The organism is Limosilactobacillus gorillae (assembly GCF_001293735.1).
GTDB lineage: Bacteria > Bacillota > Bacilli > Lactobacillales > Lactobacillaceae > Limosilactobacillus > Limosilactobacillus gorillae.
The window spans coordinates 41,736-55,141 of sequence record NZ_BCAH01000022.1 but is presented as its reverse complement, the minus strand read 5'-3'; the positions used below and the strand labels follow the sequence as shown (position 1 = coordinate 55,141).

11 protein-coding genes are annotated in these 13,406 nt (G+C 49.2%); 10 read left to right on the top strand and 1 reads right to left on the bottom strand.

Annotation, left to right across the window (positions count from 1 at the left end; all coding sequences use genetic code 11):
• Positions 1-68 precede the first annotated feature (68 nt).
• The 9 genes from AOQ57_RS04085 to ribF all read left to right on the top strand — a co-directional run bounded on the left by AOQ57_RS04085 (position 69) and on the right by ribF (position 11,600).
• Entirely contained in the window at positions 69-4,415 is a 4,347-nt protein-coding gene (locus AOQ57_RS04085; RefSeq protein ID WP_093625472.1) for a PolC-type DNA polymerase III, read from the top strand.
• 196 nt (positions 4,416-4,611) lie between these two features.
• Positions 4,612-5,091, top strand: a complete 480-nt coding sequence (rimP, locus tag AOQ57_RS04080) for a ribosome maturation factor RimP (RefSeq protein ID WP_093625470.1) — start codon at positions 4,612-4,614, stop codon at positions 5,089-5,091.
• Positions 5,092-5,111: 20 nt separating this feature from the next.
• A complete protein-coding gene (nusA, locus tag AOQ57_RS04075) occupies positions 5,112-6,359 on the top strand; it encodes a transcription termination factor NusA (RefSeq protein ID WP_093625468.1) in 1,248 nt (415 codons plus the stop codon).
• A 40-nt stretch (positions 6,360-6,399) separates the two neighbouring features.
• Positions 6,400-6,699 (top strand): RNase P modulator RnpM, encoded by a 300-nt coding sequence (gene rnpM / locus AOQ57_RS04070; RefSeq protein ID WP_093625512.1) that lies wholly within the window; start codon positions 6,400-6,402, stop codon positions 6,697-6,699.
• Positions 6,692-7,015 carry a YlxQ-related RNA-binding protein gene (locus tag AOQ57_RS04065; RefSeq protein WP_093625466.1) on the top strand — a complete coding sequence of 108 codons (324 nt, stop codon included), beginning with the start codon at positions 6,692-6,694 and terminating at the stop codon, positions 7,013-7,015. The genes rnpM and AOQ57_RS04065 overlap by 8 nt, the downstream gene beginning before the upstream one ends.
• 4 nt (positions 7,016-7,019) lie before the next feature.
• Positions 7,020-9,296, top strand: a complete 2,277-nt coding sequence (infB, locus tag AOQ57_RS04060) for a translation initiation factor IF-2 (protein WP_093625464.1) — start codon at positions 7,020-7,022, stop codon at positions 9,294-9,296.
• Positions 9,297-9,308: 12 nt separating this feature from the next.
• Entirely contained in the window at positions 9,309-9,671 is a 363-nt protein-coding gene (rbfA, locus tag AOQ57_RS04055; RefSeq protein ID WP_093625462.1) for a 30S ribosome-binding factor RbfA, read from the top strand.
• Between the two features lie 59 nt (positions 9,672-9,730).
• A complete protein-coding gene (gene truB, locus AOQ57_RS04050) occupies positions 9,731-10,627 on the top strand; it encodes a tRNA pseudouridine(55) synthase TruB (protein ID WP_093625460.1) in 897 nt (298 codons plus the stop codon).
• Positions 10,628-10,637: 10 nt separating this feature from the next.
• Complete coding sequence (ribF, locus tag AOQ57_RS04045) at positions 10,638-11,600, top strand: riboflavin biosynthesis protein RibF (RefSeq protein WP_093625458.1); 963 nt, start codon at positions 10,638-10,640, stop codon at positions 11,598-11,600.
• A 264-nt stretch (positions 11,601-11,864) separates the two neighbouring features.
• Here ribF and AOQ57_RS04040 read toward each other — a convergent pair whose 3' ends face one another.
• Entirely contained in the window at positions 11,865-12,230 is a 366-nt protein-coding gene (locus AOQ57_RS04040; RefSeq protein ID WP_093625456.1) for a hypothetical protein, read from the bottom strand.
• Between the two features lie 125 nt (positions 12,231-12,355).
• Here AOQ57_RS04040 and hrcA point away from each other — a divergent pair, with 125 nt between their 5' ends.
• The gene (gene hrcA, locus AOQ57_RS04035; RefSeq protein WP_093625454.1) at positions 12,356-13,402 is read left to right on the top strand and encodes a heat-inducible transcriptional repressor HrcA; all 1,047 of its coding nucleotides are present in this window, start codon (positions 12,356-12,358) and stop codon (positions 13,400-13,402) included.
• Positions 13,403-13,406: the final 4 nt, after the last annotated feature.

Below are 13,406 nucleotides of genomic sequence, written 5' to 3'. Positions count from 1 at the left end.
CGGACTTACGAACAAATGTTTGAAAGAACAACGCCCTGATGGAAAGATACAAACTGAGGAGGGATTTTGTGGCCTTAAACAAACAGGAACAGTTTGAAAAGCTACTGGAGCAAATTGGCTTTACCGACCCCCGTTTAACCGGGGGTGAGATAAAACAAGTGGTTGTTCACCAGCAGTCACGGGTGTGGGAGATTCACTTACACCTGCCCAAGGTATTACCACTAGCCGTTTATACCCAATTGGAGCAGAAGACGGCGGTTTCCTTTCACCAACTTGCCAAGGCGCGGGTGAAGTTTGTCCTGACCTCAGAAGAAACGGAACTTGATCAACACTTACTGGGGGACTACTGGGCTTATGTGGTTCGGATGGTGGCTGGTAATTCACCGATGGCACAAGAAATCTGTTTGAAGACGACCCCGGAAATCGATGACGGTCGGGTCAATCTGCTAATGGAAAATGAAGCAGTGGAACAGATTTTTGCCACCAAGTTATTGGGCAAAATTGAGGAATGTTATCAGCAACTGGGTTTTGCTCCCTTTCATATTCATACCCTGGTCGACCAGTCGGCTTCCCAGGCGAAGATTGAGGAACTAAAGGCTAAACAAAAGAAGGCCGATGAAGAACTGGTTAAGCAGGCCCGGGCACAGATTGAACAGGCCAAGCAAAAGCAGCAGCAACAAGCAAGTACCGCCGCTATCGAGGGGCCGGTCATAATTGGTCGGCAGATTAACCCCAAAGAAGAAGTAGCTCAAATGGCGACGATCACCGAAGAAGAACGTAGCGTTGTGGTCGAAGGGTACGTTTTTGCCAAGGAAATTAAGGAATTACGTTCCGATCGGCAGCTATTGATTATGGAGATTACGGACTATACCTCTTCGTTTTCGGTCAAGAAATTTGCTGACAACCGGGGGAATGATAAGGCTCAGTTCGCCGCCCTTGAAAAGGGGATGTGGGTTAAGGTCCGTGGTTCAGTCCAAGAAGACACCTACATGCGCGATTTAGTGATCAATGCCCGTGATATCAACGAGGTTTCTCACCAACAGCGTCAGGATCGGGCCCCAGAAGGGGAAAAACGGGTGGAGCTGCACCTGCACACCACCATGTCGACGATGGACGCTACCAACACGATTGGTGAATACGTTAAACAGGCTATTAAGTGGGGGCATTCGGCAATTGCCATCACTGATCACGCCGGCCTGCAGGGCTTCCCAGAAGCCTTTAGCTCCTCTTACGATAGTAAAAAAGGCCAGAGTAAAATCAAAATGCTTTACGGTGTTGAGGCGAACGTGGTTGACGATGGGGTGCCTTTAGTTTATAACGAAAATCACGCAAAACTAAAAGGACAGCCCTACGTAATCTTCGATATTGAAACCACGGGGTTATCTGCGATTTACGACCGCATCATCCAGGTATCGGCGGTTAAAATGCAAGACGGCGAGGTCTTAGCCCACTTTGATGAATTTATCGACCCGGGCTTCCACCTGTCGGAACAGACCACTGCTTTAACCTCAATCACTGATGACATGGTCCAGGGTTCCAAGACCGAAGAAGAGGTCTTAAAGCTCTTTGATGACTTTGCTAAGGGGGCACTCTTAGCCGGACATAACGTTTCCTTCGATATGGGCTTCATGAATGTAGCTTACGAACGTCACGGAATGGGGCAGATTGCCCAGCCGGTGATCGACACCTTACCGCTGGCCCGCTTTTTGTACCCTAAGTTACGCGGGTACCGTTTGAATACTTTGAGCAAGCGGTTCAAAGTCTCTTTGGAGCACCACCACTTGGCTTCTTATGACTCAGAGGCCACGGGACACCTCTTGCACATCTTTTTAAAGGATGCCGAGAAACGTTATGGGGTCACCTACGTCGATGACTTAAATAAGCACATGACTGATAACGGGGCTTACCGGCATGCCCGGCCATTTCACGTCACAATCCTGGCCGCTACTCAGGCCGGGCTAAAAAACCTTTACAAATTGGTTTCTTTGTCTAACGTCGAGTACTTCGCCCGGGTTCCCCGGATTCCACGCTCGGTATTAGCTAGTCACCGTGAGGGACTTTTATTGGGGACCGCCTGTGCCGATGGGGAAGTCTTCACGGCGATGGTGCAAAAGGGGTACGGTGAGGCTAAGCGACTGGCGGCCTTTTACGATTACTTAGAGGTCCAGCCGAAGCCAAATTACGCTCCACTGCTGGAAAGCGGGGTCATCACTGATCAAGCCCAATTAGAAGACGTCATTAAGAACATGGTTAAACTCGGCGACGCCCTTAATAAACCGGTCGTGGCAACGGGGGATGTCCACTATATCAATCCTGAAGATGCCATTTACCGCAAGATTTTGATCAACTCTCAAGGTGGCGCGAACCCCTTGAATCGGACGCAGCGCCCTGACGTTCACTTCCGGACTACCGACGAGATGCTAGAGCTCTTTAACTTCCTAGCTCCGGACGTGGCTAAGCGAATTGTCGTTGATAACACCCACTTGATTGTCGAGATGGTTGACGACGGGATTCGCCCGGTTAAGGCCGGCTTGTACCCACCGCACATGGAAGGTGCCGAACAGGAGATCCAAGATCGGACCTGGACGACGGCCAAGGAGTGGTACGGCGATCCCCTGCCAAAACTGGTTAAGGACCGGGTCGAGTTAGAGCTTAATTCGATCGTTTCCAATGGATTCTCCGTGCACTACCTGATCGCTCAGCGCCTGGTAGCTAAGTCGACCAAGGACGGGTACCTCGTCGGGTCCCGGGGGTCGGTTGGCTCGAGTGTGGTTGCCACCTTATCCGGGATTACCGAGGTTAACCCCCTACCGCCGCACTACCGGTGCCCAAAATGTCAGTATTCTCACTTTTACACCAAGGGGGAGTACTCCTCGGGCTTTGACTTGCCAGACAAAAAGTGCCCCCAGTGTGGGACCCTGATGATCGGGGATGGCCACGATATCCCCTTCCAAACCTTCTTGGGCTTTAAGGGAAATAAGGTTCCCGATATTGATTTGAACTTCTCGGGAGACTATCAGCCGATCGCCCACAATTACATGAAGGTTTTGTTCGGTGAAAATAATGTTTACCGGGCCGGTACAATTGGAACGGTAGCTGACAAGACGGCCTACGGATACGTGAAGGCCTATGAACGCGACAAAGAAGTTCAGTTCCGAGGGGCCGAAGAGGACCGGCTGGCCAGCGGGGCAACGGGGGTCAAACGGACAACCGGTCAGCACCCAGCCGGGATCATTATTGTGCCGGATGACATGGAGATTTATGACTTTACGCCGGTTCAGTACCCAGCTGACGATCAGACCGCAGCCTGGGAAACGACCCACTTTGACTTTCACTCAATTCACGATAACATCTTGAAGATGGATATCCTGGGTCATGATGACCCGACCATGATTCGGGCTCTCCAGGACTTGTCGGGGATCGACCCGCAGTCGATCCCGATGGATGACCCAGGCGTGATGAGCCTCTTTTCCAGTCCCGACGCCCTTGGAGTGACTGAAGAACAAATCTACTCTAAGACCGGGACGTTGGGGTTGCCGGAATTTGGGACCCGTTTCGTACGGGGAATGCTGGAGGATACCCACCCAAAGAACTATTCCCAGCTACTCCAAATTTCTGGCTTATCCCATGGAACCGGGGTGTGGCTGGATAATGCCCAGGAGTTAATCAAAAACGGCACCGCTACGATTGCTAACGTGATTGGGTGCCGGGATAACATCATGACCGACTTGATCCACTATGGCCTTGATTCGGAGACCTCCTTCCAGGTCATGGAACATGTCCGTAAGGGAAAGGGGATCCCCGAGGAATGGCAGGAAAAGATGACCGAAGTCGGGGTTCCACAGTGGTACCTGGATTCATGTCTGAAGATCAAGTACATGTTCCCACGGGCCCACGCAGCCGCCTATGTCCTAATGGCCCTGCGAATCGCCTACTTCAAGGTATACTTTCCACTGGTTTATTACGCCGCCTTCTTCTCCGTCCGGGCTGACGATTTTGATGTCGTGGCCATGAGTCACGGGAAGGATGCTGTTAAGCAAGCCATGAAGGCAATCACTAGTAAAGGTAATGATGCCAGTGCCAAGGAAAAGTCGCTTTTAACGATTCTAGAATTAGCCAATGAAATGTTGGAGCGGGGCTTTAAGTTCAAGATGGTTGATATTGATTGCTCTGATGCCACTGACTGGCTGATTGACGGTGATACTTTGATTGCCCCGTTCCGGGCCGTTCCGGGGCTGGGGGTCAGCGTGGCCAAGCAGATTGTAGCTGCCCGGGAAGAAAAGCCCTTCTTATCTAAGCAGGACCTATCCGAACGGGGGAAGGTTTCTAAGACCCTAATTGAGTTTATGTCCGCCAACCACGTCCTAGATGGGCTCCCGGACAAAAATCAGCTATCACTGTTTGATATGCTGTAAACCGGGCTCCAATTTAAGGGGTGCCGATCGGGTTAATCAATAAAAAGCGATAAAGTTTAGATGCTTAACGGTAAGGAATGGGTACTAAGCTTGTCAGAACGGGCAAAGAATGGTATATTATTAATTGAAATAACTCGTTGAGGGGGTGAGCAGAGATGCTCACTCTTTTTATTGCAATGAAGCGGGAGGTGACGAAATGAGTAATAAAACCGTAGTCGAGACTGTCACGGCACTGGTGGAACCCATTCTTTCGGAACACAATTTCGAACTTTATGAAGTGGAATTCGTTCAGGAAGCCAAAAGCTGGTATTTACGGGTGTACATCGATAAAGAGGGCGGTATTACGCTGGAGGATTGTGCGATCGTAAGCGATCAGTTAAGTGAACAACTGGACGCTGCTGATCCGGACCCAATCCCTCAGGCCTACTTCCTGGAGGTCTCTTCACCGGGAGCTGAGCGGCCCTTAAAGCGAGAAGTTGATTACCAACGGGCCCTTGACCAATACGTAAACGTGTCATTGTACCAACGGATTGACGGACGTAAGGTCTACGAAGGTTACCTTCGCCAATTAAACCCAGAAGAGTTAACCATTGAATACATGGATAAAACTCGCCAAAAGCAAGTAGTAATCCCGCGTGCCAAGGTTGCCAAGGCCCGCCTAGCGATTAAATTTTAAGAGTTGAAGGAGTCGAAAGAATGAGCAAGAAAGACCAAGTAGAATTACTTGATGCAATGGACATCCTTGAAAAGGAAAAGGGGATCAAAAAGGAAGTCATCATTGAGGCCTTAAAGGATGCCCTGGCCAACGCTTACCAAAAGAATTACGAAGACAACTCGGCCAACGTCGAAGTCGAAATCAACGACCGGACTGGTAAGTTTACCGTTCTGGCTGCCAAGACGGTGGTTGAAGAAGTGACCAACCCGGTCGAGGAAGTCTCCTTAGAAGATGCACTTAAGGTTAACCGGGGCTATGAATTAGGGGACCTTTTCAAGGAAGAAGTTACGCCACGAAACTTCGGACGCCTGGCGGCCCAAACCGCTAAAAGCGTTGTTTTACAAAAGCTGCGTGATGAAGAACGAAACATCATCTTTGACAAGTACAACAAGTTAAAGGATGATTTAGTAGAGGGGGAAGTGTCACGCGAAGACGATCGTTACATTTATGTTGATCTCGGCGACGGGGTTGAAGCAGCCATGAACAAGCGCGATCAAATGCCAAATGAACACTACCGGGTTCACGACCGGATCCAGGTTTATGTTACCCGGGTCAATGATAAGAGTGGTTCCCGTGGCCCGCTTGTGTTCGTTTCCCGGACCAGCCCAGACCTACTTAAGCGCCTCTTTGAAAAAGAAGTTCCTGAAATTCAAGAGGGGATTGTTGAAGTTCGGGGAATCGTCCGCGAAGCCGGTGACCGGGCCAAAGTGGCCGTCTTCTCCCGCGATGAAAATATCGATCCGGTGGGGACTTGTGTTGGACCACGTGGTTCCCGAGTTCAAGCCATTGTCAACCAGTTGGGCGGCGAAAACATTGATATCGTTAAGTATGAAGAAGCACCAGAAGAATTTATCCGCAACGCGCTGAACCCAGCCGAAGTGGAGGGGATTCTCTTTGATAAAAATAACGGTGAAGTTGATGAACCGGCCGGCATTGACGAAAACGGACGTGAGCATGAAGAACGAATTCACCGTGGTTGTACGGTAATCGTACCGGATGATCAATTATCACTAGCGATTGGTAAGCGCGGACAAAACGTCCGGCTTGCTGCCCAACTAACCGGCTACAAGATCGACATCAAGTCGACCTCAGAAGCTGAAGCCAGTGCTGAAGAAGAGGATACTGAAGTTTTTGATACACCAGTTGAGATTGTCAAGCCAATTGAAACTGATTCAGCAGCACCGGTTCAAGAAGATGATGAAGACGACATCTTCGAAGACGAAAACTAGTCTAAGTCCTTATCAAAAAAAGCAACGGGGTGAAAAAATGTTGAAAAAGAAAAAAATACCGATGCGTAAGGATATCGTGACCGGAGAAATGGTACCTAAACGGCAACTAATCCGGGTTGTCAAGAATAGGGAAAATGAAGTTTCACTTGATCCAACTGGGAAGAAACCAGGGCGTGGAGCCTATGTTGCTGTGAGCGTGGATATTGCACAACGGGCAAAAAAGGAACGGACCTTTGATAAGGCCTTCGGGGTAACGCTCACTGACGAATTCTATGATGAGTTGATTAAGTACGCTGATCACCAGCAAGCCCGCCAAGAGCTGTTTGGAAAAAATGGTTAATCAGCGTCAGCAAATTTTAAACCTTCTCGGCCTAGCCCGTCGTGCCGGTCAATTGGTAACCGGCGAAGGGACGGTCCTAACGGCGATCCAAAAGGGGCAATTAAAGTTGGTCTTCATCGCTAGCGATGTTGGGAGTTCGACCGGAAAAAAGATCAATGATAAGTGCCAAAGCTATGGTGTGGAAGTAGTCAATGACTTCTCACGGTTTGAGATTAGCCAGTCAATTGGACAGGCCCGTACAATTATTGGGGTTACCGGGGCAGGTTTTGCGAAGAAAATCCATCAATTAATAACTAAACTAAATGAGGGAGAGTGAGCGTATGGCCAAAGAAAGAATCTATGAATTAGCTAAAGAGCTCAATATGCCAAGCAGGGACCTGGTTAACGTAGCTAAAAAGGAAGGGATGGACGTTAAGACCCATATGTCTTCCGTTACAACTGACGAAGCAAACAAATTACGTTCCCTTGCAAAGGGACCGGCTAAGGAACAAAAAGCTTCCAAACAAAAGGTGGCTTCCAAGCCAGCTAACCAAGCTCACGCGGACAATAAGCGCCACGGGGAACAAAATAATCAGGGGAGCCACAACGGTAACCGGGCTAACCACAGTAATGGTGGTAATAACAACCATAACCAGCGCAACAGCAATAACGGTAATGGTAACAATAGCCAAGCTAAGCGTAATAAGCAGGGTGGCCGAAACAATAACAACAGCCAGGGACAGGGCGCTCACTGGTTCAAAAACGGTAAAAAAAATAAGAAGAAGAATCGTAACAACCATAACCAACGCTTACGTGATACGGCTCCAAAGGCACCAACCCAACGTAAGGATCGGCCGTTGCCAGAGGTTCTTGAATATACGGATGGGATGAACGCTCAAGACCTGGGGAAGGTATTACACCGCTCTCCAGCCGAAATTATCAAGAAACTCTTCATGCTGGGTGTAATGGTTAACCAAAACCAATCCCTGGATGCGGATACGATTGAGATCCTGGCAGCCGATTATGGCATCGAAGCCAAGGAAAAGGTTCAAGTCGACGTGGCCGATTTAGACCACTTCTTTGACGAACGGATTAACAACGACGCTAACCTTGAGAGCCGGCCACCGGTTGTAACGGTTATGGGACACGTTGACCACGGGAAGACCACGCTTCTGGATAAGATTCGTCATTCTCACGTTACCGAAGGCGAAGCCGGGGGAATCACTCAGGCAATCGGGGCCTACCAGGTTAAATACAACGATAAGTTGATTACCTTCCTGGATACCCCAGGACACGCTGCCTTCACTGAAATGCGGGCGCGGGGAGCTAACATCACCGACATCACGGTCTTAGTTGTAGCCGCCGATGACGGGGTAATGCCACAGACAATTGAAGCCATTAACCACGCCAAGGCTGCTGGGACCCCGATCATCGTTGTGGTTAACAAGATTGATAAGCCAGGTGCTAACCCAGATCACGTGACGGAACAGCTGACTGAATACGGCTTAATTCCTGAAGATTGGGGCGGGGACACGATTTATGTTAAGGTTTCCGCCAAGTTCGGCAAGAACATCGACGAACTGCTCGATATGATTCTTCTGCAAGCCGAAGTGATGGAATTAAAGGCTAATCCGGACCAAAATGCGGCCGGAGCGGTTGTTGAAGCCCGTCTGGACCATGGGAAAGGATCTGTTGCCACCCTCTTGGTTCAACAGGGGACACTTCACGTTGGTGACCCAATTGTTGTTGGGGACACCTTTGGTCGGGTACGGACGATGACCAACGAAAACGGACGCCGGATCAAGGATGCTTCACCGTCAACACCAGTAGAAATTACTGGGCTCAACGGGGTTCCGGAAGCCGGAGATCATTTTGTTGTCTTTGACGACGAAAAAACGGCCCGGGCTGCCGGTGAAGAACGTGCTAAGCGTGCCGAGGACGAAAAGCGGCGCCAGACTAGTCACGTAACCTTGGACAACCTCTTTGACACGATGAAGAAGGGGGAAATGAAGTCCCTGCCGATTATTATCAAGGCTGACGTCCAAGGGTCCGTCGAAGCCCTTGCTCAGAGTCTGCAAAAGATCCAGGTTGATGGGGTTCGTGTTGACATTATTCACAAGGCCGTTGGGGCAATTTCTGAATCCGACGTTACCCTGGCCGAAGCATCTAATGCTATCATCATTGGGTTTAATGTTCGGCCAACGCCACTAGCCAAGTCAGAAGCCGAATCTAACAGCATTGACATTCGCTTACACCGGGTTATCTACAACGCCATTGCAGAAGTTGAAGATGCCATGAAGGGGATGCTAGAACCAGTCTACGAAGAAGAAGTACTGGGTCAAGTTGAAGTACGTCAACTCTACAAGGCTTCCAAGATTGGAACGATCGCCGGGGGGATGGTTGTCTCTGGTAAGGTTACCCGGGACGCGAAGGTTCGCCTAATTCGCGACGGTGTAGTTGTCTACGAAGGTGAACTGGGCTCCCTGAAGCGTTTCAAAGATGATGCTAAGGAAGTTAAGATGGGCTTTGAATGTGGTTTGACAATTAAGAACTACAATGATGTTAAGGAAGGCGACGTTATCGAAGCCTACCACATGAAGGAAGTTCCAGTTAAGTAAGGAGGGACACGCATGCCCAATAAGCAATTTCGGGTGGAACGCTTGGCGCAACAAATCCAGCGCGAAGTTGATGACATTCTTTTAAAGCGGGTTCGTGATCCCCGGGTTCAGGGGGTTACGGTAACCGGTGTTGACGTAACTGGTGACCTTCAGCAGGCAACGATTTACTATACGATTCTCTCCAAGCTAGCTTCAGATGCTGAGAAGACCCAAACTGGGTTGGATAAGGCTAGTGGGCTGGTCAGGAGTGAATTGGGGAGCCGTTTAAACATCTTCAAGGCACCAGAAATCAAGTTTGTCCGTGACCCATCGATTGAGTACGGGAGTCGAATTGACGAACTAATTAACGAATTACACCGTAAGAACGAACTTTAATTAAAAAGGGGCCCCAGCCCAGGACTGCGGGCTCTTTTTTGGTATAGAAAGGAAGACACATGGACGGAATCATTCCACTTTATAAGGAGCGGGGGATGACCTCATTTGACTGCATCGCCCGCTTACGACGGATTCTCCACACCAAGAAGATTGGCCACTCAGGGACCTTGGACCCTAATGTTGACGGAGTCTTACCAATCGCAATCGGCAACACTACCAAGACAGTTGAGTATCTAATGGCCTCTGGTAAGGAGTATTCTGGCGAGGTTTTAATTGGCAAGGCAACCACAACGGAGGATCTCGATGGTGAGGTGATCGACCAGAAGCCAGTTAAAATTCCCATTGATAAGGAAACGTTAGAAAAAACGATGACTGATATGACTGGGACGATCGTCCAAATCCCACCCATGTACTCAGCCGTCAAGGTTAACGGTAAGCGTCTTTACGAGTACGCCCGAGCTGGTGAGACCGTTGAACGCCCCAGGCGCCAGGTTACAATCGATCATTTTACGCTAATTTCAAGTACTTACGACCAAGAAGAGCAGGTTCAACGGGTTCGTTTTAGGGTTGGCTGCTCTAAGGGGACCTACGTTCGGACGCTTGCGGTTGACCTGGCTAATAAGCTAGGCTATCCGGGGGTGATGTCTTCTCTAACCCGACTTAAATCTGGGGGCTTCACCCTGGACCAGACCCTAAGCCTGGATGATATTCAGGACATGGTCACGGCCAGTGGAATGGTTAACTTATACCCATTAGATTACGCCGTTAAGGACCTACCTCATGCTGAGTTGAACGCCGAGCAGTGGCAAAGGGTTCAGAATGGGGGATGGCTTAAACAGACCGAGCTAAACCCACAGAAGGCACGGGTGGTTGTAACTTATCAGGGTGATACCAAGGCCGTCTACAAGCTGGTCGACCACCACTATCAACCTGAAAAAATGTTTAAAAATAGTTAGAAGGGATACGATGGAAGTAATTAAGGTTCACCATCCGTTGGTGGAAGCACAGGTTCCTGAGGGACCGGTGGTGGTTGCGATGGGCTTTTTCGATGGGGTCCACCGAGGGCATCAGGCGGTGATTGCCCGGGCCAAAGAAGAGGCGGTCCGGCGTCATGTTCCCTTAGCGGTTTTAACCTATGATAAGCTCCCGGGGATTGTTTACCAGCGTTATGACGAAGGAGTACACTATTTAACCACGATTGAAAAAAAGCTCGCCCTGCTGGACAAGCTTGGATGTGACTTGGTTTACTTGGTTGACTTTACGGCTAAACTGGGAGGCCTCACCCCGGTCGAATTTGTTAACCAATACCTGGTGAAGATGCACGCAGTGGCGGTGGTAGCTGGCTTTGATCACACGTACGGACCCAAGGACGTTGCCACCATGCAGCGGCTCCCTGAGTATGCGGGAGGGCAGTTTGATGTAATCACGGTTGAAAAACAGGAAAGTGAAAAACAGAAGATCAGTTCCAGTCGGATTCGCCACCTAATTGACGAAGGAAGGGTGACGACGGCCAACGAAATGTTGGGCTATCGTTACCAAACTAGCGGAATAGTTGTTCATGGTCTAGCGCGGGGCCGGACAATTGGCTTTCCGACCGCTAACGTGGCTTGGAATCCACTTGAACGGATTCCGGCCGTCGGGGTCTACACCGTCCGTTTCAAGGTTGATGGTCACTGGTATGGTGGGATGGCTTCGGTGGGCTATAACGTTACCTTTGGCCAAAATAAACACAAGACAATTGAGGTTTACCTCTTTGACTTCCATGACAACATTTACGGTGAACACGTCACCGTTACCTGGCTCAAGCGCCTACGGGGCGAAGTTAAGTTTAACGGGGTTGAAGGTTTGGTTGCTCAGTTAAAGCAAGACCAGGTTGATTCAATGACAATCTTAGAAGATTTGGCGGCTTTACCGGATATTTTTGATTAAGAATAGTTAATAAGGGCACTTGGGACCAGTCTATTAAAGCATCAACCGACCTAACATTTTCACCTAGTTATTATGGCACATTTACCTAACTATCCTCACCGTGTGTCTAGTAAGCGCGTTAAAATGATGCTCTAAGGCAACTACAGCGTCCACTGGTTTGAATATCAGCTGGGCGTTTTTCCATTTAATTGGTTTGGTCGGAAATTTCGTAACTTTAGTCAGAGGTGGTTGACGTATTGTGGCTACTGAAACTTCCTTCCATAATCAATGACGGCTGGCTCGATGATTACTGCCCCCATTCATCTTGTGGACACGACGTTTAAACTTGGGCTGATTACCATTGCTAAGCTTGAAGTGATGCATCTTACCCAAGAAGGGGCGGCCGCTGAGCCGAATTCTGGTCCAGGATTGCATGAGTGCCACCATTGATTTGAGGTCGGCGACTCGTTTTGGTCCTTCCTGTTTAGCGGCCAGCAGGATATCGCTGTTCAAACGGGCCACTAGGTTAGTGTGGTAGTTTAATAGTTCGCTGGTAAGCGGGGCGTTGCGATATGAATTAAAAAGTTTTTGAATCAACTCCATTGCTTCTTTAGCGCTCTGGGGTTTAACATAGCGGTTGTCATCTGGCATGGTATTCCTCGGTGATAAATTACGAAAAGATCTTTGACTTTTGTTGACTTTTAGCGGAACGGTTGGTATATTATACATTGTATTTAGCACTTAGATGGTCAGAGTGCTAAAAGGAAGTGATCAAGATGCTAACTAAACGCCAAGAAGAAGTCCTGCAAGCGATTGTACGCCAATACACCACGACCGGTCAACCGGTTGGCTCTAAGGCCCTGGTCGACCACCTTACAACTAAGGTTTCATCGGCCACGATCAGAAATGAAATGGTCGTCTTAGAGCACGAGGGATTGGTAGCCAAGGAACACTCCAGCTCCGGGCGGGTACCGTCCAGGCTGGGTTATCGTTACTATGTTGATCACTTGTTGGATCCGTTGTCGGTAACCAAAAATGACCTGATTGTAATTCAAAATTCACTAGGCACCGAGTACCAAAAGCTTGATGAAATTATTTCACACTCGGCTGATATCTTGTCGAACCTCACCAGCTACACCGCTTTTACCTTAAAACCGGAGCAAAAAGATGCTCGATTGAGTGGCTTTCGACTGGTTCCGCTGGGAAATCAAAAGGTAATTGCTATTTTAGTAACGGATACGGGTGAAGTTGAGAGTCAATCCTCCATCTTACCCCCGGGGATCGATACGGAGGCCCTGGAAGCCGTGATCCGATTGATTAACGACCAATTGACTGGCCTTACCTTGCCTGAGGTGATGAAACGACTTGTTACGGACATCCCGTTACAGGTAAACCGTTACCTTCATCAGCCAGAAGGTTTTTTGAACATCTTTGATTCGGTCGCTTCCCGGGCGGCTAACGAACGCTTCTTTGTGGGGGGACGTTTAAACCTATTGGGCTTTGCCAATCAACAGAATCCAGCCGTTGTCCAGGATCTATATGCACTCTTAGACCACGGCAACAACCTGCAGGAGATTTTAGATCCTGATGATGCCGCCGATATCTCAGTACGGATCGGGAATGAAATCGCCGATAACCAAATTTTGGATGATTATAGTTTGATCACGGCAAAGTATCAGGTTGATCAGTATGGGGAGGGCATTATTGCTGTTCTCGGTCCAACCCGGATGCCTTATGCCCGGACGCTTGGAATTGTCGACGCCTTTCGTCGTGAACTAACCAAGCGGCTACTTGACCACTACCATCGCTATTACGACTCCTAGGAGG

What these genes read in the sequence shown, in the direction of transcription:
- AOQ57_RS04040 (WP_093625456.1), bottom strand. Translation starts at nt 12,230, where the DNA reads ATGCCAGATGACAACCGCTATGTTAAACCCCAGAGCGCTAAAGAAGCA.
- truB (WP_093625460.1), top strand. Translation starts at nt 9,731, where the DNA reads ATGGACGGAATCATTCCACTTTATAAGGAGCGGGGGATGACCTCATTT.
- rbfA (WP_093625462.1), top strand. Translation starts at nt 9,309, where the DNA reads ATGCCCAATAAGCAATTTCGGGTGGAACGCTTGGCGCAACAAATCCAG.
- hrcA (WP_093625454.1), top strand. Translation starts at nt 12,356, where the DNA reads ATGCTAACTAAACGCCAAGAAGAAGTCCTGCAAGCGATTGTACGCCAA.
- infB (WP_093625464.1), top strand. Translation starts at nt 7,020, where the DNA reads ATGGCCAAAGAAAGAATCTATGAATTAGCTAAAGAGCTCAATATGCCA.
- AOQ57_RS04065 (WP_093625466.1), top strand. Translation starts at nt 6,692, where the DNA reads ATGGTTAATCAGCGTCAGCAAATTTTAAACCTTCTCGGCCTAGCCCGT.
- nusA (WP_093625468.1), top strand. Translation starts at nt 5,112, where the DNA reads ATGAGCAAGAAAGACCAAGTAGAATTACTTGATGCAATGGACATCCTT.
- ribF (WP_093625458.1), top strand. Translation starts at nt 10,638, where the DNA reads ATGGAAGTAATTAAGGTTCACCATCCGTTGGTGGAAGCACAGGTTCCT.
- rimP (WP_093625470.1), top strand. Translation starts at nt 4,612, where the DNA reads ATGAGTAATAAAACCGTAGTCGAGACTGTCACGGCACTGGTGGAACCC.